The following is a 23,164-nucleotide window of genomic DNA, read 5'->3' on the forward strand; positions in this document are numbered from 1 at the left end:
AGTTAACTCAAACAAGGAGGCAAAACAGAATGAATCTCCATCCCTTAGAGGATCGGATCGTGGTCCGTCCAGCAGAGTCCGAAGAGCGGACAGCATCTGGACTGGTGATTCCTGATACCGCCAAAGAGAAGCCCCAGCAGGGCCAGGTCCTTGCTGTTGGCCCAGGTAAGCGTGCTGAGTCGACTGGTGAGATTATCGCCCTTGATATCAACGTTGGTGACACCGTTGTCTACTCGAAGTACGGAGGAACTGAGATCACGGTTGACGGCGAGGATCTTCTTATCCTCAATGGTCGTGATGTGCTGGCAAAGGTGGTGAAGTAATGCCGAAGATTTTGCAATTTGATGAGACGGCTCGCCGATCCCTCGAGGCTGGCGTCAACAAGCTTGCTGACGCGGTCAAGGTCACACTAGGGCCAAAAGGTCGTAACGTGGTGCTCGGGAAGTCTTTCGGGGCTCCAACGATCACCAATGACGGCGTCTCGATTGCTCGTGAGATTGAGCTCGAGGATCCCTATGAGAATATGGGTGCGCAGCTCGTCAAGGAGGTCGCCACCAAGACCAACGATGTTGCCGGTGATGGTACTACGACAGCGACGGTGCTCGCCCAGGCGATGATCCGAGAGGGTCTCCGTAATGTGGCTGCTGGGGCTAACCCAATGGCGCTGAAGCGAGGCATTGAGCAGGGAGTCGCTGCTGCGGTGGCGGCAATCTCGGCACAGGCGAAGCCAATCGAAGGACAGAGCGACTTTACCCAGGTAGCTGCTATCTCCGCTGCTGATCAGGCTATTGGCGAGGTGCTCGCCGAGGCGATCGGCCGGGTCGGTAAAGATGGCACGGTGACGGTTGAGGAGTCGAACACCTTTGGTCTCGAGCTTGAGTTCACCGAGGGCATGCAGTTCGATAAGGGTTATCTCTCGCCGTACTTTGTGACGAACCCTGATCGACAAGAGGCGATTCTTGAGAATCCGTACATTGTGTACTACTCCTCGAAGATCTCCTCGATTCAGCAGCTGCTGCCGCTGCTTGAGAAGGTGATGCAGAGTGGTCGTCAGTTGCTGATTATCGCTGAAGATCTCGAAGGTGAGGCGCTCGCAACGCTCGTAGTCAACAAGATTCGCGGTACCTTCACTTCGGTCGCGGTAAAGGCTCCAGGTTTTGGCGAGCGACGCAAGGCGATGCTCCAAGACATGGCCGTTCTCACCGGTGGTCAGGTCGTCGCCGAAGAGGTTGGACTCAAACTTGAGAATGCAACTCTTGATCTTTTGGGAGAGGCACGTCGTGTCGAGGTGACCAAGGACGCCACCAAGATCATCGGTGGATCTGGCGAAAAGGCTGAGGTCGAGGGGCGGATTGCTCAGATTCGTCGCGAGATCGATGACACCGATTCTGACTGGGATCGCGAGAAGCTCCAGGAGCGACTCGCCAAGCTTGCAGGCGGCGTCGCCGTCGTCAAGGTTGGTGCCGCGACTGAGGTAGAACTCAAGGAGAAGAAGCACCGTATCGAGGATGCCCTGTCGGCGACTCGTGCCGCGATCGAGGAGGGGATCGTCGCTGGTGGCGGTACCGCTCTGTTGCGGGCGCGCAGCTCGGTTATGGACGTTGCTGGGAAACTCGAAGGTGACGAAGCGACGGGAGCTCGTCTGATCGCCAAGTCGCTTGAGGAGCCTTTGAAGTGGATCGCGTTCAATGCAGGGCTCGAAGGTCCTGTCGCCGTGCAAACGGTGGAGCGCGAGAGCGGCAATGTTGGCCTCAACGCGCGAACTGGTGTCTATGAGGACCTGGTGAAGGCTGGAGTTATTGATCCTGCAAAGGTGACGCGCTCAGCGTTACAGAATGCCGCTTCGATCGCAGCACTGTTGCTTACGACTGAGGCGCTCGTGGCTGATAAGCCAGAGCCCAAGGATGCCGGGGCCGCCGCAGCAGCTGCTGCCGCTGGTATGGGCGGTATGGGTGGCATGGGCGGGATGATGTAATCATCCATCCTTGCTCCTTCGCGTAAAGGAACTACTCTGGCGGGTGTGCAAACATCCGTCAGAGCTAGTTTTGGACACGGTTCATACCCAGTCATGTGAGTACAAGAAGGTTTGGTGCTGGCGTTCATGAGGGGAAGGTTGCAGCTGAGTCGCCATGACAGTACGAGATCTCCATCAATACCTCCAGGGTTTGCCGACGGTTGCCCGTCGCGTCCCCGTGATACTGAGATCGGAGTCTGGTGGTATTCCTCCATATGCCGCGGTCGTGGAGCGATTGAAACGCTCGCTCTCCCCGCTGCCTACTGGGATCGGTGGGAACGGAGCCGCCGTCTTGCTGCTGCTCTATCCCGCTGGCGACGAGACGATGGTGTTGATGACGAGACGTTCTGGGGCATTGCGAAATCACCCTCGTGAAATCTCCTTTCCGGGGGGCAGGGTGGAAGCTGGAGAGACGCTCGAGAATGCTGCTCTGCGGGAGACATACGAGGAAGTTGGCATCGATGGCTCCGCTATCGAGCTGCTCGGACTTCTCGGTTCGGGTGCCATTCGTGGAAGTGGGAGCAGTTTTTCTGGCATCGTCGGGTGCTCGACGTCGCGGCCAGTCGTCACCCTCAACGCCGACGAGGTCGAGGTCGTGCTGGAAGTGCCGTTGAGCTTGGTGTACACCCCCGACTATTTTTGTGAGCTTTGGTACAGCGAGGCGTTCGGTTGGGGTCTGTTTCATTTTTTCGTGATGGCACCGGACCTTATCTGGGGTGCCTCGGCGCGAATGTTAGTCGATCTGTTGACGCTCCTCGAGTGACTGGTTTGACACGGGAGGTTACCCCTATCGCCGGTCGACGTAGAGGGTCTGTAACAGGTACCCGTAACTGTGGTCGCGGTCAAAGAGGGTAGCGCGAGTGGTGCCGATCCCGTCGTGAGCGACGGTTGTCCGTGCCGAGATCCCGATCTCGGTGCTCAGCGGGCGTGATCGGAGGGCGATCTCCATCGCCGTAGGGATAAAGAGAAACTCATGGAAGTCGAGTTCAGAGCTGATCCCATTTGCAGAGTCCGCCACCAACAACACCGCCTCGATCGGCTGTAGGGGATCACTGTCGATCAGGTTGAGCCGTGGTTGGGCCCAGACGGTCGCGGGACCAGGATCGGTAAAGCCGCCTTCAAGAAATGACCAGTCAATGGAGGCGCCATAGGGGAATGAGGCCATGGACTGGTCTGGGTGACCATGCTCATGACCCGGTATCGTGGTGCTTGGTTCCCTTTGGGGAGCGCGTTGGTCCTCGGTCGACATCCTCCAACCGCGAGCAGAGAGCACGATGCGTCCCGCGTCGGTGTGGGCCGTGGTCTCGATCAGCTCGATGCGTCGTCCTGCCCGTAAACGGTTGGTCTCCCAGATAAGGGGTTTGAGTGGTACCTCCCCGAAGAAATCGACGTGGACCTGGGAGAGTCTGCGATCGGGATCGACTTCGTAGGACTCAATTTCATGGACGGCTAGCGCTGAGGGTGGACCGCCATGGCAGGCCCCGGGATTCCAAGGACCCTCACTGGGAGGAAGTGGCAGATAGCGATGTGTATCTTGGCGAGTGAAGTAGCTTACAGGTGCGGGAGGTGAGGAATCAGTGCCGTTCCCCTTCTCTTCTTGTGCGTCGATCAATGGGGAATTCACGTGTTGTCCATCTAATGACATATTGACGACGAGTCTAGCTCCGAGCGGATTTAGTAGAGGTCGACGGTGTGTACAGGGTCAGTCGTGACGGCCGGAGTGCCAACGATCGGAATCGTCGACGCCTTTGCGCCTGCATGGGCTCTGCTGCGCTCGGCGAGATGATCAGAAGGTTGCCAAACGCGAGTCTGAGCTAAGGACACCATATGTGGCTTGCGATGATCGATATCGTGCATCGCGGCCAGACTACAGGTGTGGCGAGCCAAGGAAAGTGATGCGACAGGTTGGTCCTATAGGAGGTGCAAAGGTGGCAGGGGAGACGTGCCAGCAGTGGCTCCCCGATGTTGTCTGGCTCTAGAGACCGTCAAGTCCAAAACAGTTGCCGAATGGATCAAGTAGCTGACAAATTCGACGATTGGATTCGATTACCAGGGGTCCGCGATGCAATGTGCAACCAGCCACGAGGAGTTCTTGTACTTGTCTATCGACTCCATGCAGTGAGTTCCAATACACCACTGGAGTGCGCCCTAAAGGATTACGTTCGCTGTCGGCGGGGTGGAAACCCACTTCAATTCCTTCGCTGCTGTCGAGCCACCAGTACAACCCTTCGTGCTGGGGTTCGCCACCGAGCATGTGGTCAGCCCACCAGCGGCACTGCGTCTCCGGGTCAGGAGCAAAGAACATCACGGTGCGAATCGAGGACACTCGGCTAGTATAACGCAAGCTACCGTCGGCAGATCCCACGGATTCACCGCACGAGCCGGGAGGCTGTGCTCGGCGGGTAGGGAATTTCCGATGTTCCGTTTCGACGTCGCCTGTCTTGCAGTGGCTATTCAGTGGGTTAAACGAAAAAGTACTCTGGTGAACAGTGCCGTAGCTGGAATATGAGCTCCTGAGTGATCACGCGGGCCCAACCAACTCAACCGAGATGGCCAAGTGTGGCAGGGAGTCGCAGAGTAGCTGCGCTTACTCCAGCAGCGGAGAGAGCGCCCACGAAATGGTCGAGTTTATCAGGGGTGTCCGAGACAAAGATGGCGATGCCCTCGTCGTCGGTCATCGAGAGGAGCGTTTGATGGTGAAGGCGGTGATGGGTACCGAACCCATCGATAGCACGAAAAGCGGAGGCTCCAACGAGCCCAGCATCAAGGGCCTGGCGGATGATGAAGTCAGCGGCTGAGCGGTGATGTACACGGTCCGATTCATTGACAAAGATGATGAGCAGCTCTGTGTCCATATTGCCCTCCTCGCGCAGGGTTTGCCCAGTGTCCAGGGTTTGCCCAGTGTCGCGGCTACGCGGCTGGCTAGAGTAGTCGACCACGTATCTTCAACCGTCATCTTTGACTGGGTAGCTTCGACACCAGGGTGCCCACGACTATCGTAGCACCGCTTACCATGCCTAGCGCACTTGTGTGGTTGTGGGCGAACACTTGAAGAACGATGGCACTCTGGTGCCTCCAGATTGATGGGTCGGGTTCCCTTAGTTCGCAAAGACGAGTCGCGACCGGGGTCGGGTCACCTTCACCACCGAAGCCATTCGTGTCGAGCCCGACTGGCGTCACGTCACCTTCCCCAGGATCGGCACGGTCCGGACCCACGAGAATACCCGGCGTTTGGAGCGCCTCATTAACAAGGACCGCGCACGGGTCCTTGCCACCGTGTCCCGCAAGGCACTCGTATGCCGGTCGCGTTATGGGTACTGGGCCAGTTACCGATTCAACCCACCCTCACCGAGCCTGCTTCCCGGGACAGGGCACGACGTCGGGGTCCGGGTCCTTGTCACCGTCGCCAACAGACGGGGCGAAGTCATCCAACGGGTCGAGATCCCAAGGCCGCGAGAGACAGCACTTAAGGAACTGCGACACCTGAGCCGGGAACGGTCCTGACGCACCATCGGATCACGTCGCTACCGGGACACCCAACACAAGATCACCCGGCGACCACGCCGCATCGCAGACATCCGCAACCATCACATCCCCGTCCTCACCACCGGACCTGCCAAAACCCACAGTGAGATCGTGGTCGCAAGACGGTAGGGATGCTCCGCCAGAAGGGTCCAAACCCGGCCAGGGCATGCAGGCGCGACCTGTCGGAGTCCGCCCTCGGGAAGACCCGACACCAGTTGGCTTGCAAGACCGGCTGGTACGGCTCGGAACTGGTGGTCGCCGACCGCTGGTACCCATCATCCAAGACCTGCCACCGCTGCCATGCGGTGCATATCGGATAGGCCGAACACTGGGCCTGCGCCAGCTGCGGTGTCACCCATCAACGGGACGATAACGCGGCCATCAACCTCGCACGGTACGAGGCATCAACTACCGTCGTCGGGCCAGGATGAGCACTATCGCTCACTCATCAGCAACGGTGATGCGCTGAGAGAGCAGGTATACGGTTACCCTCGCCAGTCCTTTGCGTCGCGGCGTCGATGCAAGCACCTCTGGGGTCCGATTCAGTTCTCCCCCAACGCGCGGACCACCAGATGAACTGGCCCTTCCTGGCGTCAAGGCTTAGGTGTGCGCAGGGTCATTTGCATAGTGTTCAATAGTGAGTTCATTGAGGAGTTTGTTGAGGCTAGCCTCTTCACTCGTGCGAGTGGCGGTGGGGAGGTTGCCACTTTGTACGAGCGACTGGGTGATCCGAACAGCAGCGGCCTCCTCTCTGGGGTGTGCAGGATCAGTGGTGATGACGGCCAGTTCGTTGGTCGTGAGGGGATACTGCGCACTACTTGGTAGGCTTGCCTGTCCACTGGTAGCGTCGACCGCAAAGGGAGCTATCGCCGGCTTGGTCAGTGAGAAATGTAAGCAACCAGGGGTCGTCGTGCAGTGCGGTGCAAAAGTTGCCCCGTAGCTTGTGGCGGGGACGGCGAGTTCACGCTCTAGAATGGCTACTCTTTGTCCTGAGGCAGGAAGTGGATTGACGGTGATGCCTAGATTGGGTAGCGTCAGATGTGGGTTCGCGGAAGCGATGAGGGGGTTGTCCCAGTTGGTGATGGATCCCTCGAGGATGCCGATGAGTACCGCATCGTTGAGCGTGACCGTTGGTGCGGATGGGAGATTAGCCGAGAGGTACAGCGTGCTGGAGGCAAATGCAAAGCGCTCAGTTCCGCCGAGCTGGTCGAGAAGTGTCCGCCCTGGGTTTACTGAAAAGACTCGCAGATTTGTTGGGTGCTCGAGGCTGATGAGATTCATGTTGGTTGGTGGTTCGTAGCTCAGCACTATCCGTATCTTTGGGTACTTGTGGCTCAGGTCAGCAACTGACGAGGTAAGTAGCGGACGGGTGGAAGATGCCGCCTCGACATCAATGGTGACTCCATTGAGTGGTACTGGCGCAAGGGTCGCCGATGTAGCATTTGGCGAGGTCGTTGGGGTCGCTACAGTGGTTGCACCACACGCTGCGAGCAACATCGGCCCTGACACGAGTAGCACAACCAGGCCGAGTCCTTTAAGGCGCATCGAATACAGAACCTCCGTGCAAGTCGTAGCTACTAGACTAGAGGATTCTAACAGTTGAGCAGGATTTGTGAATCCTCTGGCTAGGTGGTTGTGGATCAGTCAGTTGTAGCGACCGAGTCGGTAGTGAACGACACACTGTGCAACGATTGGCTTTGGCGAGTTGGGTCGCGTCAGTTGAAGCGGGGTCAGCTCAGGCAGGGTCTGTTGAAGCAGGGTCCCGGGATTGCGGCACAGTGTGACTCGTTGCTGTGAGATTGGGGCCGGACTTGTTGAGGCAGAGAGGTTCCCGACAGAGTGTGGATGGTTGATGACCGGTTCGGTGACCATGGGGTAACCATGGTCGTAGGTGTTTTTGTTAGCCCGTCGATTGGAGGAAGTAGTGGCTGAAATAGAGATCGGAATTGGGAAGTCGGGCCGACGTGCCTATGGCTTTGATGATATTGCAATCGTACCGTCTCGAAGAACGAGAGATCCCGAGGATGTAGATATCTCCTGGGAGATCGATGCGTTCAGATTTGAACTTCCCTTTCTTGCATCGGCGATGGACGGGGTGGTCTCACCTGCGACGGCCATTGAGATCGGTCGACTCGGTGGTCTGGGTGTGTTGAACCTTGAAGGATTGTGGACCCGCTACGAAGACCCTGACCCTATTTTTGCCGAGATCGCTTCGTTGCCGGCCGAAAAAGCTACCGCACGCATGCAAGAGGTCTACCAAGAGCCCATCAAGGAGTCGCTCGTTACCGAACGCATTCGTCAGATCAAGGCTGAGGGGATTGTGGTGGCTGCCTCGGTTACTCCTCAGCGGACACAACCGCTCCTCAAGTCTATTCTTGCGGGCGAATTAGATATCCTCGTCATCCAGGGTACCGTCGTCTCAGCTGAACATGTTTCGCGGTCGGAAGAACCATTGAACTTGAAGAAGTTTATTCGTGAGCTTGAGATTCCGGTGATCGTCGGCGGCTGCGCCTCCTATCAGGCTGCGCTGCACCTCATGCGCACCGGTGCTGTTGGCGTGCTGGTGGGTGTTGGCCCAGGCAACGCCTGCACCACGCGGGCGGTGCTTGGTCTTGGCGTTCCGCAGGCGACAGCGATTGCTGACGCTGCCGCGGCGAGGATGCGCCATCTCGATGAAACCGGTGTGTATGTGCATGTGATCGCCGATGGTGGCATGTCCAAGGGCGGTGACGTCTCCAAGGCCATCGCAGTTGGTGCGGATGCGGTGATGATGGGGTCTCCTCTCGCTTCAGCCTACGAAGCACCTGGGCGTGGTTTTCACTGGGGAATGGCGACATTTCATCCAACCCTTCCTCGAGGCACTCGCGTGCGTACCGAGACGCGCGGATCGCTCAAAGAGATTCTTGTTGGTCCAGCTCATGAGAACGACGGCCGCATGAACCTCTTTGGAGCTCTTCGAACCTCGATGGCGACCTGTGGCTACGAGACGATTAAGGAGTTCCAGAAGGCGGAGGTCATGGTTGCCCCGGCGCTGCAGACAGAAGGAAAGGCCCTACAACAGGCACAGCATGTTGGCATGGGGCATTAGTGGAGAGTTCTCGCGAGGCGCCAGTCATCGTCATTGACTTCGGGGCGCAGTACGCTCAGTTGATCGCCCGACGGGTTCGCGAACTGCATGTGTACTCCGAGATCGTCGGGCATGAGGTGACCGCGGCCGAGCTTCTTGCGCGAGGAGCACGAGCGATTATTCTTTCTGGTGGCCCAAAGTCGGTCTGGGTTGAGGGTGCCCCGACGCTCGATCCAGCCATCTACGATCTGGGTCTCCCGATGCTCGGTATCTGTTACGGCGCACAGCTGATGGCCCAAAGCCTCGGCGGGCGTGTGGAACGGACACCAGCCGGTGAGTATGGGCGCACTACTATTGCACAGCTCTCACCGGGTGTTGGTACGCTTTTGGCGGACCTTCCGGACTCCTTTGCATCCTGGATGAGCCATCAAGATACCATGGTCCTACCGCCAAGTGGTGCGATCGTCACGGCCTCGACGGCACACTCATCAGTTGCGTGTTTTGAGGATTCCACGCGCGCCCGCTATGGTGTACAGTTTCACCCTGAGGTCTCCCACGGAGAGCATGGGCGTGAGGTACTCAGTAATTTTCTCTTCCGGGCTGCAAGGCTTGAGCCGAAATGGACCAACTTCTCGATTATCGAGGAGTCGATCTCACAAATCCGTAGCCAGGTCGGGGATCGCAATGTGCTGTGCGCACTCTCAGGTGGAGTTGATTCCACCGTTGCCGCTGTGCTGACCCATGAAGCTGTCGGCGACCAGCTAACGTGTGTCTTTGTCGATACTGGGTTGCTGCGTGAGGGTGAGGCCGATCAGGTGGTCGCCCTCTTTTCCTCTCAATTCCACATCAAACTCGTGGTAGTCGATGCTGCACAACGCTTTCTGTCGGCATTGGCTGGCGTGTTGGATCCCGAGCTCAAACGCAAGACGATCGGGAATCTCTTTATTCGCACGTTTGAGGAGGCGTCCCTCGATATCGATGCTGGAGGGTTTCTCGTCCAGGGAACGCTCTATCCCGATGTCATCGAATCAGGGAACGGTTCCGCCGCGCTCATCAAGAGCCATCACAATGTTGGCGGGCTGCCAAGCGACATGACATTTTCCCTGGTCGAGCCGTTACGGTTTCTCTTCAAAGATGAGGTCCGCGCTATCGGTGTCGAGCTTGGTATTCCCGAAGAGGTCGTCTGGCGACAGCCCTTCCCTGGCCCAGGACTCGCCGTGCGCATTGTTGGAGAGGTCACCGCGGAGGCTGTCGCCCGGGTGCGGGCAGCGGATAGGATCGTCCGCGAGGAGATCCTGCACGCGGGGCTTGGCCGATCCATGTGGCAGTATTTCGCCGTGTTGGCTCCCTCGTTGCGTAGCGTAGGAGTCTCTGGTGATGAACGAACCTACGATGCGCCCATTATCGTACGTGCTGTTGACTCCGACGATGCCATGACGGCCGACTGGGCTCGCCTTCCCTATGAGGTCTTAGATGTGATTGCGCATCGGATCGTAGGTGAGGTGGATGGAGTCAATCGGGTGGTCTATGACATCACCTCAAAACCACCGGGAACGATTGAGTGGGAGTAGCTTTTGACGGCTGAGGCTAGCCGACAGGTCTTAGAGGGTCTGAACGATCGTCAACGAGAGGCGGTCTCAACCCTGGATGGTCCTGTTCTTGTTGTGGCTGGCGCCGGTTCAGGCAAGACGCGGGTACTGACTCGCCGGGTGGTCTATCTCCTCGAGCATGGCATCGCTCCGAATGAGATCCTAGCGATCACGTTCACCAATAAGGCAGCTCGCGAGATGGCTGAACGCGTCCATGAGCTGGTGAGCATCGAGGCCTCGCAGGCGCTGTGGATATCGACCTTCCACTCTGCTTGTAGTCGAATCTTGCGTGTGCACCCAGAGCTTGGTCGACTCCGATCAGGTTTCACCATCTATGACGCCGATGACGCGAGACGTCTGCTCGAGCGTACGATTCGTAGCTTAGAACTTGACACCAAACGTTTCCCCGCACGGGCCGTTATGGCCAAGATCAGCTCAGCTAAGGCCGATCTGATCGGACCTCGCGAGATGGCGGTTGATGCGGTGGGGGCCTACGACCGTTTGGTGGCAACCCTCTATCAGGCATATGAAGACGCGCTTATCGCCAACAATGCGGTTGACTTCGACAATCTTGTCAACTTAGTCGTGACCGGACTTCGCGAACATCCGGGAGTGCGTGAGTACTATCAACGTCGGTTTCGTTACCTGTTAGTTGATGAATACCAGGATACCAATCGGGCCCAGAATGAGCTCATCTCCATTCTGGCCGAGCCCGAGAAGAATATCTTTGTCGTCGGTGACTCGGATCAGTCGATCTATGGCTTCCGTGGAGCGGATCTTGGCAATATCATCGGTTTCTCGGAGCGTCTTCCGGCGACCCGTACGATCGCACTCGAACAGAACTATCGTTCGACAAACGCCATTCTCGAACTCGCCAACACCCTGATCACGCACAATGCTCTCCGGCACGACAAAACACTTTGGTCAGAACTTGGGCAGGGAGAACTACCACTCTATTTTGTGGCCCAGGACGACCGCCAGGAGGCGGAGTTTGTGGTGTCCCAGCTCGTGGCGCTGCTCTCCAGTGGATCCAGCCTCCGTGACATTGCGGTGATCTACCGCACGAATGCGCAAAGCCGAGTCCTTGAAGAGGAGCTCTCGAAGGCTGGCATTCCCTACCGCGTGGTCGGCGGGGTGCGTTTCTACGATCGTCGCGAGATTCGTGATATCTTGGCCTATCTACGTATTTTGGTGAATCCAGATGACGACGTAGCGCTCTTGCGGGTGATTAACACCCCACATCGGGGTATTGGAGCCGGCACCCAAGAACAGCTTGCGACTGCAGCCCGTACCCGAAACGTCTCAATGCTGCATGCCTTGGAACTCTTCTCTGCCGATGAGCTCGGGCTCTCTTCGAGGGCCGCCAAGGCGCTGACGCACTTCATGGAGTTGCTCACCTATCTTCGCCAGCAGGTCCAAGAGGGGGCTCTCGCACCGCTTGTGCTTGACGAGGTGATTGAACGTACCGAGTACGTCGACCTGATCAACGAGGAGGATCCACTCACGGCCGAGGGAAGGCTCGAGAACTTGGCGGAGCTGCGCCGAGTCGCTGGGGAGGCTGACTCGCTCGAGGCCTTCTTGGAGCAGACCGCGCTCTTTAGCGCGATCGACGCCGATCTCGATCAATCGAGTATGACCCTCATGACCGTGCATATGGCCAAGGGACTTGAGTTCCCAATCGTCTTTGTCGTAGGACTTGAGGAGGGGATCTTCCCTCATATGCGATCGTTAACCTCTCCTAGTCAGATCGAGGAGGAACGGCGCCTGCTCTACGTTGCGGTGACCCGGGCGAAGGAACGCCTCATGATCTCCTCTGCGCGCCGACGGAGTTTTCAAGGGAGCGTGATCTACAATCCAGAGAGTCGCTTTATCACGGATCTGCCTGATGGTGTCTATCGACGTTTGGAGTCGCTGGAGTACTCCTCCCTTCCTCTACCAGAGCCTCGGCAACCACAACGGTCTGGACAGCCAGCGCCGTATCGAGTTGGAGACAGGGTCTTTCATGTCCGTTACGGTGAGGGAGAAGTGCGGGCGATTCGGGAACGCTCGGTCGATCGTGAAGTCGTCGTCTACTTCGATGCCGCAGGTGAGCGAGTCTTTTTCGGATCGATGGCCAAGCTAAAGTTGGTGTAAGCTCCAAACCGAGGATCTGAGTCCTACCGCAGTGACGGGCTGGGTCTCCGAGGCGCACGCATCGCTGCTGCTTTGGTCTCGTGCATAGCCGACCAATGCGTGGCCAAGGACTCTCCAATGGGGGGTCTCTCTTCGCGCCCATCCCTTGGAATCTGCTTTAGTACCACTAAACGGCGCCGATAGGGTGAGGACAGACAAGGTAGGCCAATAGTAGGTGCCACCGGGTGGCAGGAATCTACGTGTCATGGTATCTCCTCGGCTAGAGGAAGACGAGGCTTCATCTACTTTCCGGTGAGGCGTCGACATGAACGAGGTCCTGTCTTCACGTGGCCGGATGCAGGAGCAGATGGCATGAGTGCAGGACGTACTTACCGTGTACTTGGGAGATTGTGCGGTGTCGATGTGAGCAATAACATCGCCAGGATCTCAACCCTCGCCGAGACGGTGAACGAGTATCGTATACGGAGTTTTCGACGACAGCCGAACGCTGTTAGTGTGCTCGCGGTGCTCGCGGTGCTCGCGGTGCTCTCGTCACTGTTGTGGGTCTACTGGATCGTGACACATCTGTTGCACGGTACGAATATCTTCTTGGCGATTGGCCTCGTGATCGTCCAGGTGTATGCAATTGTCTCACTGGTTCTCTCGTTGATCTATCGATTAGCCGCCCAGCGGCGGAAAGATCCGGTCCTGCACCCTCCAAGGCACTGGCCCACGATCGACGTCTTTATCACCACCTACGACGAGGAACCGGAATTGTTGTTCCCGACTATTGTGAGTGCGAAAGAGCTGCAGGGGGAGCATAGGGTCTGGGTGCTCGATGATGGTAGGCGCGAGAGTGTCGGTGCGCTCGCACGGTCACTGGGAGTTGGTTACCTCACGCGACCAGACAATTCCCACGCGAAGGCGGGCAACATCAATCACGCACTGGAGGTGACCGACGGGGAGCTGATTCTCACGCTCGACGCCGATCATGTGGTGTTGCCGTCCATGCTCACCGATCTCGTAGGGCTCTTCGACGACGCCTCGGTCGCCCTGGTCCAGACGCCGCACGAGTTTGCCAATACCGATTCGGTCCAGCACTATTCACGTTTTCGTCACGAGCAGTCACTCTTCTTTCGCGTACTTATGGAGAGCAAGGATGAGATGAACGCCGCCTTCTGGTGCGGTTCTGCGGCGATCTTGCGTAGGTCGGCCCTCCTCGAAATCGGGGGAGTCGCTGTTGAGACGGTTGCAGAGGATTATCATACCTCCATCAAGCTGATTAAGAAGGGCTGGACGACCCGGTATGTCAACACCACCTACGTGTTGGGGATGGCGCCAGGTGATCTGAACTCCTATCTGATTCAACGAGATCGATGGGCGAGAGGGAATCTCTCGGTGCTTCGCTCCGTCGATAACCCACTGATCGCCAAGGGGCTCACGCTCAAACAGCGCATCGCCTTCTCGGAAAGTCTTTTTGCCTATGGATCTGGAGTGATGCGCCTCCTCCTGTTGTTGGTGCTGGTGTTGACCCTCACCACGGGGCAGATCCCCATCTCCGCAACGGTTGATGATCTTGTGTTTTTGTGGTTACCAGCCTTCTTGCTCAACGAGTTTGTCTTCTCCTTGCTCGCTCAGGGGTACTCCCTCAATCCTGAGTTCCTCCACTTTGAAACCCTTACGATGGAGATCTTTACCAAAGCTTGGAAGGCCGTGATCTTTCGTAAGACCAACCGCTCCTTCAAAGTCACGCCCAAGACGGCAAGTGATGCCGGTGGAATCTCGGCCCTGTACCAACTCAAATGGGTCATCGTCATCACCTGCCTGCTCGTTGTTGGGGTGGTGGGGCAATTTACAGGCTTGGTTCCACGCCTGCCTGGTCTCGCTGATTGGCTGGTGCCCCTATTGGCAATCATTGAGATCCGTCGGATGCTTCGTACGATGTTGTTGGTGAGCGGACGGCGCCAGCAGCGCTTTCATTATCGTGTCGATTGTTTGGTGCCATGCGAAGTCATGCTCAGTGAACCTCAGGCCGACGAAGTCTACGGCACGGTGGTAAATGTGAGTTTGGCCGGCGCCGGTATTGTGACCAATACCGCGCTGTCGGTCGAACGAGGTACTCGGGTCGTGGTGTTCATGCGCTTTGATGGCGACAATGTCCAGTGTGCCGGTGAGGTGCGATCGATAAAGGCTAGGACACTGGGGGTCGTGTTCACCGACCTCTCCCCTGACGATCGGTATAAGATCGTGCAGCACACCTATGCTAATGACTTCCGGTCGCAGCTGATCGACACCTCTCAAGATGACATCGGCGAGGCAGCGTTCTCCGAGCTCGAGAGCGAGGAACCTCAACTGCACATCTTGGCACCCCTGTCGGACTCCGAGAAGGTCGATGATATCGCTGGATAACCTACCAGGGTCATGAACGGGTAGTTCAGTCAAGTGTCGCTATCGTTGGTGTCGCACGCTGGCAGGACTCCAGCGATAGGCCGATCTTGTGTGGAGAGACGGATGGGTCAGGCGATGTCATTGAACCTCTTCGCCAGCATTGCCACGGTGAATAGGCCTTTTGACCCTATTTCATCGACTATCGACGAACTACGATTATACACATGGAACGAGTTGGATCTGACACAGCGACGCAAGGATTGTCTGGTGACGATCCAGGATGGCTTGCCTGCCTGAGTCCTGGATGGTTTGGTGCAGTGATGGGTACCGGCATCATTGCCGTGATCGCTGCGGAGGATCCGGGCCATATCGCCAGCCTGAATGCAAGTATGCGTGATGCAGCCTACGGTGCTGCAGTGCTCGCTGCACTTCTGGCGGTGCTGCTGATTGTTCCGTATCTGCTGCGATGGATCATCTATCCGGCGCGCTCATGGGCGAGTCTCAAAGATCCACAGAGTGGACCGTTGCACGGCACGGTGCCGGGTGGAGTGCTCGTTCTTTCGGTCGTCGCAGCTACGGTCGGTCCGCGCGTTCTATCATCGAGTGCAACCGCCACGTTGATTGAGGTCCTCGACGGTATTGGTATCCCGTTGGCTCTGCTCATTAGCATCCTCTTTGCGTATCTTCTGTTCACGCTCGATCATCATGATCGCCAGGAGGTGAATGGAGGTTGGTTCATTCCTCCGGTTGTGACGATCATCGTGCCTGTGGTCCTCGTCCCGCTCATGCGACTCGTGGGTGCATCGGGGGTTCGGCTACTGCTCTTTACGGGCTACTCCTTCCTCGGTGTGGGACTGATTTTGTTTGTGCTCGTTCTGGCGATGTTGCACGATCGTATGGTTACGCAACCGCTGCCAGCGGCGACGATGGCGCCGTCCCTCTGGATCGTGCTTGGCCCGGCAGGGGTGGGAGCGGCTGCTTTGTTGGATCTAGCGCACGTTGCACAAATGGTGCTTGGTCCCTCCGCCCAGGCTATCGGCCCTCTTTCCATGATTGGAGCCACGCTTCTCTGGGGTTTTGGCGGTTGGTCACTTCTCGTGGCATTGGCCTTGCTCGGGCGGTATCTCCGCCAAGGAGGCATTCCCTATGGAGTGGGGTGGTGGGGCTTTACCTTTCCGGTGGGGGCGTTGACCGTCGCGACCGTCTCGCTCGGACAGATCTGGACATTGCCCATCATCGGTGATGTGGCGTTCGCCTTGTTCGTGTTGCTGGTGGTGCTCTGGTTGGGTGTGAGCGCTTCGACGCTTGGCTCTCTGCTGGGCGGACGTCGACAACTTCCCGCAACGATCTCTGCCCCCTCGTCATCGTAGTACAACTTCGAGGTGTGCGCCACGTACAGGTACAACAGCTAGATCGTACAGGTCTATCGATTGATGAATCGCTTGAGGTTGATCCGCTCGGTGTCTCTCGTGACCGATGGTTGGTGCGGTTTACCTCGGGGACGTACTCTGTTAGCGCGTACGTGTGTGGTCCAGGGTACTTCCGTTCGTAGCCTGCCATTGTCGATCACCGACCTACGTTCATGGGGTTATCAAAATCGCCGAGCCTTAGGCATTTGGGTGACGAGGCTGCACCTGTGGTATCCGTGAGGGTAGCGCACCGCAACCTCTTCTCGTAGCCGAAGTGCAATGCCTATCTACGAGGTGTGGGGTGGTCGCTGGCGTGGGTCACCAACCCACCCGTCGGTAGCTAGGGCTTCCATTACGATAGTCGTTGGAACACTCGCGCCGTTTCCGGAGTTCTTGGAGAACTGATCGGTGGAAGAGACCCACCTAAAAAGCACATGTTCTGTCGCAAAGGTACGACTCGGAAACGTGCTCAGGTGTAGAGCGGCAGCGGTAAGGAGACCCTGTGGGACGATCTCGTTATACCTATGGAACGCGTTGGTGAGCCACCCCTTGCGGTGTTGGCGGCAATGACGGTATCGCCAATTTACGACATCGAGATTCGACGTGTCTAGTCGCCAACGTTGAATCCATTGCGATATTGCCGTACTGTCCTCGGTTTGTGGTCAACGTGTCGTGTCCACCGAAACGGCATCAGGTGCGGGCCGTGTCGCGGTGACATGTCTTCTGCGAACCAGGAACACGCTCATTACTACCAGCACGAGTACAACTGCGACGTCGATATCACGGGGCGTCACAACGGTCGAGCCCTGCGCGAGATTACGCATGCTGATGAGGTCGATCATCGCTCCCTTGGTGTCCAGACTCAATCCGGCCAGGCACTGGGTCCGCGATGGGCACGAGATCGTGCTAACAAAACCTGCAGGATGATCGACCAAGCCCTGGCCCCGCGGGAGCGTGACCCGACTCCAACTCGCGCCACCGTTGGAGGAACCGAGTAGTACGGCAGGGCCAATGCCAGCAAGACCTGTAGCAAGGCATTTAGCTACTGTGGAGCATGAGAGTTGGTTCAGGAGTACATAGTGGCCGACCAGCCCGAGTCCAGCAGGGAGCGTGACCTGACTCCAACTCGCGCCACCGTTGGTCGAACGAAGAACAACCGCACCCTTGGTACCGTTGCCCGCCGCCAGGCACCGGGTCCGCGATGGGCAGGTGATGCCAGAAATGCCACTTAAATCCCCAGTCAACCCGAGTCCAGCGGGGAGCCGTGCTGGGTGCATTGGCGAACTGGCTTTGGCAAGAGCTGGTGCCGGTATGATCGCCAACGATAAGCTCGTCGCGACAAGGATGATCAGAGTGATCAAGAACCGGAACGATGGGTGCCGACAACGCGAGGGACGCGACTTAGTCGATGCCGAATCTTGGTTACGAGGCCTGTTTTGGATCAAGTGCACCCCCATGTTGATCGCTCTGCTCACCTCGTCGCCAGCTTGTTTTGGTGTACTGCACGATGATGAACCTTGGTCACCGTTGTGTGCCACGGTTGTCATTGCACCCGGGCGGTAGTGATCGCATTCCCACCTGGGCAGTATAACGCCCATTGTTCTAGACGTCAATTCGGTCATAGTTCGCTGAGGTCTGGTTTTTGTGCTCTCCTTATGGCTCAGCGGCTGATCGCTGCTACAGTTCAATGCGAGGAAGATCTATCGAATGAGACGCCAGAGCGATACCAATAAAGCAGCGACTCTCGGATCACTGGCCGTGTATTTAGGGAGATGCCTCAATGACTCGTCGGCGAGTGAAGACCTTGCCGGACACACTCCATGGTCTTGCTTATGTGGTTGGCGATACCGAAAAGGCGCTCGCCAATTGATCGAGACCGACAAAACCCATTGTTAGAGCCTGGTGGTGGAAGCGTTTGAGATTGAAGTCTTGTCCTTCGCGACGTCGAACCTGTTCGCGAATGGCGAGCCAGGCGCGTTCGCCCAACTTGTAACTGGTGGCTTGGGCAGGCCAGCCGAGATAGCGGTCGATTTCGGAGGTGGCAAAGATGACATCAATGCCAGCCATGTTGCGGAGGAATTCGATTGCGGATTCACGCGTCCAGTGTTCGGGTGCCCCTGGGAGGATATTATGTGGAACTGGGTAGTCGTGGTGTAGGCCGATGTCAATGACGACTCTGGCTGCTCGGAACGCCTGTGACGATAACATCCCGAGGCGATAACTAGCCTCCTCGAAGAAGCCCAATTCGTCCATCAGCCTTTCGGCGTAGAGCGCCCAACCCTCAATGTGGCCAGAGCTTCCGCCAAGGATCCTTTGGAAAGGGTTGAGTCGCTCGCCAAGCCACGTCGCATAGCCGATCTGAAGATGGTGACCAGGAACACCCTCATGGTAGACGGTAGAGAGTTCGTGCCAGAGGGGAAACTCCGTCCGTCCTTGGGTCGGATACCAGGTTCGGCCGGGCCGTGACAGATCCATCGATGGCGGCGTGTAGTACATGGCAGCCGCGCCACCGGCTGGAGCTAACATCGCTTCGATGTGTTGGATCGGGGCAGGGATATCGAAATGCACGCCGTTCAGGACCGCGACAGCGCCATCGAGGACCTGTTGGTTCCAGAGCGCGAAGGCGTCAGCGCCGTGGATGACCAGCGATGGGTCATGCTCAAGATGGGCGATCACTGCATGAATACCCGCGCCGGGAAGGATCTTCTCCGCTTCTATCTCCATCTCGCGACGGATGCGCTGCAGTTCCTCAAAGCCCCACCGGTAGGACTCCTGGGGATCAAAGGTCGCTCCGTTAAAGAGCTGGCAGTAGAGCCGCCAGCGATCTCCACCGACCCCGTCAACGGAGGTGCTACGTGGGAGATACTCCTGCTCGAAGAAGGTGGCGAGGTCGACGTAGGCCGACGCAGCCTCTTGGCAGGCGGCCTCAAAATCCATGTGGTCCCCTGGTAGCTGCCGATGATACGAAGCGGCGAGCTCTTCGAAGTAGGAGGGTCCCCCCGGTGTCGCCGTCCGTCGCGCCAACCGGGCCGCCTCGAGCACCTGGCGCTGCGAGGCGACGAGCCCTTGCGCAAGGCCCAAACGTAGACCTTGTTGATAACTCGCCAACGACGCGCGCACCCTGCGCAACCGCTCGGCGATCGTCTCCCAGTCCTCTACGGTGGCACGGGGCATCAGGTCGATGGCGTGCTTGATCTGGTGTTGGGGTGAGGCGATCACGTTGATCTCCGCCATCCATTCTCCTGCGTCATGAAGGGCGAGTTGCGTACTGAGGCGTTCAATCATCAGGTGTTGGGCGACGATCTCGTCATCACTTGCGTCGATGATGCGCGCTTTGGCCAAAATCGATCTGTCGAGATCCGCTTTTGCCACAACTCCAGTGGCCGAGTAGTCGGGAAGACCCGCTGGATCATCCCCGATGCCGAGTTCTGTGGCGAGGATAGGATCGAGTTGCAGGCGATTGGCGAGGTACTCGTTGGCGAGTTCGTTAATGGATTCGGTCATAGGGTGTTGTCTCCTCGGGTCGTGCTGTGGTCCTCGTACGGGCGGTGGGTGGGGATATCTGGCTTGTTCATCTGGTATTGGCCAAGGAGCCAGGCCAGCTGGTTTGGATGCATCTGCCCTATCCTACAGCCTCGCTGAGGAGGTCTCCAGAAGCAACCTGGTCGCTTGCGACAACTCAATCATGGAGCCGGTGGTCGGGCTCGAACCGACGACCTGACGATTACAAATCGCCTGCGCTACCAGCTGCGCCACACCGGCTGACATCTGCTAGAGCCTATCGGGTCGCGTCGGTGGGTTAGGCGCTCTTGGGCGCGCCTTCTTTGTCGTACGTTGTTTACCGTAGCTTTCCCTTGTGGATAACTGGGAGGCCTAGCTTGGTTGTTGGACCGAGAGAAGGGAGCGTTGTGGAGTCGTTGCGCTTTGTCGCTCAGCGCGAGTTGACACCAGGATTGATGGGTGGTTTTCACGATTTGCGAGCAGAGGGCGAGCCTTGTCCGATGCCATCTGGGAGGCGGTTGCTGCACCTTTTGCACCTGTCAGATATTCAGCTGGCGGATGTGAAATCACCGGCTCGATATGAGTGGGTGAACTCCTTCTTTGGTGTGCCTGGCTTTGAAGAGCTGATCCCGGGTTATCGGGCCCAGGAGTTCCTTGTTGCCCACGCGCTTGTCGCCATGTTGCGCCAGTTTAATGAGATGACGGATGGACAGGAAAGAGTCTGCTGTATCGTCACCGGTGACTCGATCGATAACTCGCAACAAAATGAACTTGACAATTTTGTTGCGGCTATCGGTGGCGGAGTCGTCAATCTGCAATCGGGTGATGAAGCCATGACCCTCGTTGCTGCCCATGGCTTTGGGGGTAGTACCTATTGGCATCCAGAGCCTGGTGATGATGACTATAAAAAGCTTTGGGGGTTCCCCACACTCGAAGGTTTGCTTGCGGCTGCCTTTGGTCCGATCGTCTCTCCAGGTCTTAACTGTGATTGGTATATCACCAATGGAAATCACGAACTGCTTGTCCAGGGGCTCGGCGTCACCAATGCTGCGGCGGGGTCGATCGTCGTGGGCGAGACAAAACAGATCGGGCCACCCGATGAGTTGGACCCAAACGACGCACTGCGTCTCGGGGTTGAATCGCCAGCGGCGCTTCTTCATGGGGGGCAGGGACACGAGATCGCCCCAGACTTGAATCGGCGCTTTATCGATCGTCGAACGCTCGCCAAGGCTATCCGGAACGCCGGCGGCACTCCTGAGGGCCATGGACTCGTGGATGACGAACATCTCTATTACAGCGCCGAACTCAATGACGAGGTGCTGCTGATCGGTCTCGACACCGCCTTTGGCTGGGGTGGAGCAGAGGGCGCCATCGACACGGTACAGGCGCGCTGGTTGGTCAAGATGTTGGAGCGCTATTCGTCTAGTAGCTTTACTGATGACGGGGAGTTGATAAGGAGTGATGGTGAGGATCGACTCGTCATTGTGGCGGCGCATCACCCACTCTCGACGCTCACGAATGAGAGAGCTGCCACGCGACCCGATTTCCAGCTGGGCGACTGGCTGCTCGCAACGTTGCTGCGCTTTCCCAATGTGATCGCCTTCGTGAATGGGCACACGCACGAGAATCGGGTCCGCGTACACCATGGCAACGGACGTCAACTGCTTGAGGTCACTACCTCTGCACTGATGGACTGGCCATGCGAGGCGCGCTCACTCGAGATCACCGTTGATCAGGAAGCGATATGGGTGACGGGTGCCATGGTGAATTTCGATGGTGTCGCTACGCCTCGGTCGGATGACCTGAGCACGGAAGGTATCGCCGCATGGCACCGGTTGCTTGCCGCAAATTCACCAGCGCTGACCCTCGTCCCTCATCTGGAACCAGAGGGCAAGCAGCAGGATAGAACTTTCCGTTACCGAATTGAGCGCCCCTCATGGTTGCGGCCTTAGGCGCATCCGTGATGCGCGATTACAAAAACAATCGTGGGAGTACACCCTGGTTTGCAGAATTGTCCAACAGATAGACAGTTTGGATCTGAGATCGGAGACCTCATCAACCAACTGCCTATCCGTTGGACTGCATGGGTGGGTTAAGGTCGGTTGCCTAAGGCGAAGGATGATGCGCTACCCTGTGAGCCAAGATTCGATGTCACACTGCTTTTCCCCATGGCATGGGCATGGCCAGTGGGCATGATACTCATTGAAACGCCACCCTGGCTCGCGCAGAGGACCGGGATCGTCTCTCCGTTTGCGGTCGCAAACTCGGCAAGCTCAAGGAAGGCATGGGCATGTGCCAGATGGGTTTCGGCATTCACGGTTGCCCCCCCGCCCATCATCAGATGGGCACGGTAGGCGACGCAGAGCCCGTGAAGACTCGCACCCGACGTGATCCCTTGATTGATCGCGGGAGTTGTCGCCTTTGTCCCTGTTTGACTCTGGCCTTCTTGACTCTGGCCTTCTTGACTCTGGCCTTCTTGACTCTGCGTAGTCGACGATTGGTGAACTAGTGTGCTCTTTGTGGATGCCACCGCGAACTCCGCCTTCGCTGCGTGTGCATTCATATGCGCTACGGCGATGGTGCCGAGGCCACCGGAGGCGAGGAGTGTTGCCGCGATGAGGCTCTTTCCGGAGATGAAGTTGATCAGCATAGTAAATCTATATCCTTTCCAACCTGTCGTTTCTCTTGCTTGTGTTTGCGACGACCGCGGTGTCTGTGGATGAAAGCGCACGCACTGATGGCGCCGTTACAGGTTCGCACAAAGTAGTTCTCGCCGATGCGTCATACGGTTGGGACCTACGAGCAACGGCGGCACTCCGAAGATCGTGAAGAGGATGAGTAGACTCGTCAGCATGCAAAGAAAAGATAGGTGGTTGCTCCGAGCCAGCGCGGCATGGAGTATCTATGTGTGGTCGGTGTTGATCAAGAATATGGTGAAGGACCGCGAGCACTCGGTGCGCTTTCGGTTGGTACATGTTGGCCTTGGAGTGATCTCAACTAGTTTTGCAGTACTCACTTGGCGGATTGCAGCAGGCAGCAACACCTCCTCCGATTAGCCGGGCACCGATCTGTCCTGGTCTAGGAGGATGAACTGGAAACTTCTGTCACTGCCATGATCTGAGCCTTGGTGATCATACGAAGCATTTCGGGAGTGATGCTCAGTACGTGTGATGGCGTGCCAGCACTGAGCCAGATCTGGTCAAAAGCAAAAAGGTCGGAGTCGATGACGACGGGAAGCTCGGTGTCTGTGGCGAGTGGCGTCACCCCACCTGGTTCAAGCTCGAGTCGCTCACGCAGATAGTCGGCGCCAACTGAGTGGAGCTTCATGCCAGTAGCCCTACCGACCTTGCGCTTGTCGATGCGGTTCGTTCCTCCCGCCACGACGATCATCGGTCCGTTGGTGGTGGCGAAAACGATACTCTTGGCGATCTGATGAACTTCGCAACCAATGGCCCGTGCGGCATCAACCGCGGTATGGGTACCTTCCCCGAAGGCTTGGATCGTGTCGTCGAGTCCCCAAAGGCAGAGCGTATCTCGGACTCGCTGGACTGGGTCCACG

General features: G+C 57.5%; 17 protein-coding genes, 1 tRNA gene and 1 pseudogene. 11 read left to right on the forward strand and 8 right to left on the reverse strand.

Going from position 1 to position 23,164, the window contains the following annotated elements; all coding sequences use genetic code 11:
- Nucleotides 1–29: 29 nt before the first annotated feature.
- The 3 genes from groES (at nt 30) to M7Q83_RS07425 (ending at nt 2,777) form a co-directional block, all read left to right on the forward strand.
- Nucleotides 30–323 carry a co-chaperone GroES gene (gene groES / locus M7Q83_RS07415; protein WP_035389034.1) on the forward strand — a complete coding sequence of 98 codons (294 nt, stop codon included), beginning with the start codon at nt 30–32 and terminating at the stop codon, nt 321–323.
- Nucleotides 323–1,975: a chaperonin GroEL gene (gene groL / locus M7Q83_RS07420; RefSeq protein WP_298336906.1), complete on the forward strand. Its 1,653-nt coding sequence runs from the start codon at nt 323–325 to the stop codon at nt 1,973–1,975. Before groES ends, groL begins: the two co-directional genes overlap by 1 nt.
- Before the next feature lie 154 nt (nt 1,976–2,129).
- Nucleotides 2,130–2,777: a CoA pyrophosphatase gene (locus tag M7Q83_RS07425; RefSeq protein WP_298336908.1), complete on the forward strand. Its 648-nt coding sequence runs from the start codon at nt 2,130–2,132 to the stop codon at nt 2,775–2,777.
- A gap of 24 nt (nt 2,778–2,801) precedes the next feature.
- Here M7Q83_RS07425 and M7Q83_RS07430 read toward each other — a convergent pair whose 3' ends face one another.
- Both M7Q83_RS07430 and M7Q83_RS07435 read right to left on the reverse strand, forming a co-directional pair.
- Nucleotides 2,802–3,659, reverse strand: a complete 858-nt coding sequence (locus M7Q83_RS07430; protein ID WP_298336910.1) for a thioesterase family protein — start codon at nt 3,657–3,659, stop codon at nt 2,802–2,804.
- 895 nt (nt 3,660–4,554) lie between these two features.
- Nucleotides 4,555–4,869 carry a DUF190 domain-containing protein gene (locus M7Q83_RS07435; protein WP_298336913.1) on the reverse strand — a complete coding sequence of 105 codons (315 nt, stop codon included), beginning with the start codon at nt 4,867–4,869 and terminating at the stop codon, nt 4,555–4,557.
- Nucleotides 4,870–5,101: 232 nt separating this feature from the next.
- Between M7Q83_RS07435 and M7Q83_RS14255 the strand changes: the two are divergent.
- Nucleotides 5,102–5,967: pseudogene (locus M7Q83_RS14255) on the forward strand (RNA-guided endonuclease TnpB family protein); the annotation flags it as partial.
- A 172-nt stretch (nt 5,968–6,139) separates the two neighbouring features.
- On the opposite strand, the gene M7Q83_RS07440 reads toward M7Q83_RS14255, so the two are convergent.
- On the reverse strand, nt 6,140–7,084 hold the full coding sequence (locus M7Q83_RS07440) for a hypothetical protein (RefSeq protein WP_298336914.1): 945 nt from the start codon (nt 7,082–7,084) through the stop codon (nt 6,140–6,142).
- Nucleotides 7,085–7,463: 379 nt separating this feature from the next.
- On the opposite strand from M7Q83_RS07440, the gene M7Q83_RS07445 reads away from it, so the two are divergent.
- The 5 genes from M7Q83_RS07445 to M7Q83_RS07465 all read left to right on the forward strand — a co-directional run bounded on the left by M7Q83_RS07445 (nt 7,464) and on the right by M7Q83_RS07465 (nt 16,065).
- Nucleotides 7,464–8,627 carry a GuaB3 family IMP dehydrogenase-related protein gene (locus tag M7Q83_RS07445; RefSeq protein ID WP_298336915.1) on the forward strand — a complete coding sequence of 388 codons (1,164 nt, stop codon included), beginning with the start codon at nt 7,464–7,466 and terminating at the stop codon, nt 8,625–8,627.
- Nucleotides 8,627–10,177, forward strand: a complete 1,551-nt coding sequence (gene guaA / locus M7Q83_RS07450) for a glutamine-hydrolyzing GMP synthase (RefSeq protein WP_298336917.1) — start codon at nt 8,627–8,629, stop codon at nt 10,175–10,177. Before M7Q83_RS07445 ends, guaA begins: the two co-directional genes overlap by 1 nt.
- A 3-nt stretch (nt 10,178–10,180) precedes the next feature.
- A complete protein-coding gene (locus M7Q83_RS07455) occupies nt 10,181–12,328 on the forward strand; it encodes a UvrD-helicase domain-containing protein (RefSeq protein WP_298336918.1) in 2,148 nt (715 codons plus the stop codon).
- A 351-nt stretch (nt 12,329–12,679) separates the two neighbouring features.
- On the forward strand, nt 12,680–14,716 hold the full coding sequence (locus tag M7Q83_RS07460) for a glycosyltransferase family 2 protein (protein WP_298336920.1): 2,037 nt from the start codon (nt 12,680–12,682) through the stop codon (nt 14,714–14,716).
- 203 nt (nt 14,717–14,919) lie between these two features.
- Entirely contained in the window at nt 14,920–16,065 is a 1,146-nt protein-coding gene (locus tag M7Q83_RS07465; RefSeq protein ID WP_298336922.1) for a hypothetical protein, read from the forward strand.
- A gap of 701 nt (nt 16,066–16,766) precedes the next feature.
- On the opposite strand, the gene M7Q83_RS07470 is transcribed toward M7Q83_RS07465, so the two are convergent.
- The 3 genes from M7Q83_RS07470 to M7Q83_RS07480 all read right to left on the reverse strand — a co-directional run bounded on the left by M7Q83_RS07470 (nt 16,767) and on the right by M7Q83_RS07480 (nt 19,866).
- Nucleotides 16,767–17,426: a hypothetical protein gene (locus M7Q83_RS07470; RefSeq protein WP_298336924.1), complete on the reverse strand. Its 660-nt coding sequence runs from the start codon at nt 17,424–17,426 to the stop codon at nt 16,767–16,769.
- Between the two features lie 508 nt (nt 17,427–17,934).
- On the reverse strand, nt 17,935–19,608 hold the full coding sequence (locus tag M7Q83_RS07475) for a DUF885 domain-containing protein (RefSeq protein ID WP_298336926.1): 1,674 nt from the start codon (nt 19,606–19,608) through the stop codon (nt 17,935–17,937).
- A gap of 182 nt (nt 19,609–19,790) precedes the next feature.
- A tRNA-Thr gene (locus M7Q83_RS07480) sits at nt 19,791–19,866 on the reverse strand.
- A 146-nt stretch (nt 19,867–20,012) separates the two neighbouring features.
- On the opposite strand from M7Q83_RS07480, the gene M7Q83_RS07485 reads away from it, so the two are divergent.
- Complete coding sequence (locus M7Q83_RS07485) at nt 20,013–21,557, forward strand: hypothetical protein (RefSeq protein ID WP_298336928.1); 1,545 nt, start codon at nt 20,013–20,015, stop codon at nt 21,555–21,557.
- A gap of 140 nt (nt 21,558–21,697) precedes the next feature.
- On the opposite strand, the gene M7Q83_RS07490 is transcribed toward M7Q83_RS07485, so the two are convergent.
- Nucleotides 21,698–22,255, reverse strand: coding sequence for a hypothetical protein (locus M7Q83_RS07490; protein WP_298336930.1), 558 nt, complete (start codon nt 22,253–22,255; stop codon nt 21,698–21,700).
- Nucleotides 22,256–22,457: 202 nt separating this feature from the next.
- Here M7Q83_RS07490 and M7Q83_RS07495 point away from each other — a divergent pair, with 202 nt between their 5' ends.
- Nucleotides 22,458–22,661: a hypothetical protein gene (locus M7Q83_RS07495; protein ID WP_298336932.1), complete on the forward strand. Its 204-nt coding sequence runs from the start codon at nt 22,458–22,460 to the stop codon at nt 22,659–22,661.
- 22 nt (nt 22,662–22,683) lie between these two features.
- Here M7Q83_RS07495 and M7Q83_RS07500 read toward each other — a convergent pair whose 3' ends face one another.
- On the reverse strand, nt 22,684–23,163 hold the full coding sequence (locus M7Q83_RS07500; protein WP_298336934.1) for a YbaK/EbsC family protein: 480 nt from the start codon (nt 23,161–23,163) through the stop codon (nt 22,684–22,686).
- Nucleotide 23,164 lies beyond the last annotated feature (1 nt).

Source organism: Ferrimicrobium sp., from assembly GCF_027364955.1.
GTDB lineage: Bacteria > Actinomycetota > Acidimicrobiia > Acidimicrobiales > Acidimicrobiaceae > Ferrimicrobium.

Excerpts from the sequence above, each read along its gene's own strand:
- M7Q83_RS07435 (WP_298336913.1), bottom strand. The coding sequence starts at position 4,869 with ATGGACACAGAGCTGCTCATCATCTTTGTCAATGAATCGGACCGTGTA.
- groL (WP_298336906.1), top strand. The coding sequence starts at position 323 with ATGCCGAAGATTTTGCAATTTGATGAGACGGCTCGCCGATCCCTCGAG.
- M7Q83_RS07425 (WP_298336908.1), top strand. The coding sequence starts at position 2,130 with ATGACAGTACGAGATCTCCATCAATACCTCCAGGGTTTGCCGACGGTT.
- M7Q83_RS07430 (WP_298336910.1), bottom strand. The coding sequence starts at position 3,659 with ATGTCATTAGATGGACAACACGTGAATTCCCCATTGATCGACGCACAA.
- M7Q83_RS07490 (WP_298336930.1), bottom strand. The coding sequence starts at position 22,255 with ATGCTGATCAACTTCATCTCCGGAAAGAGCCTCATCGCGGCAACACTC.
- M7Q83_RS07475 (WP_298336926.1), bottom strand. The coding sequence starts at position 19,608 with ATGACCGAATCCATTAACGAACTCGCCAACGAGTACCTCGCCAATCGC.
- M7Q83_RS07460 (WP_298336920.1), top strand. The coding sequence starts at position 12,680 with ATGAGTGCAGGACGTACTTACCGTGTACTTGGGAGATTGTGCGGTGTC.
- M7Q83_RS07465 (WP_298336922.1), top strand. The coding sequence starts at position 14,920 with ATGGAACGAGTTGGATCTGACACAGCGACGCAAGGATTGTCTGGTGAC.
- groES (WP_035389034.1), top strand. The coding sequence starts at position 30 with ATGAATCTCCATCCCTTAGAGGATCGGATCGTGGTCCGTCCAGCAGAG.
- M7Q83_RS07495 (WP_298336932.1), top strand. The coding sequence starts at position 22,458 with ATGCAAAGAAAAGATAGGTGGTTGCTCCGAGCCAGCGCGGCATGGAGT.
- M7Q83_RS07440 (WP_298336914.1), bottom strand. The coding sequence starts at position 7,084 with ATGCGCCTTAAAGGACTCGGCCTGGTTGTGCTACTCGTGTCAGGGCCG.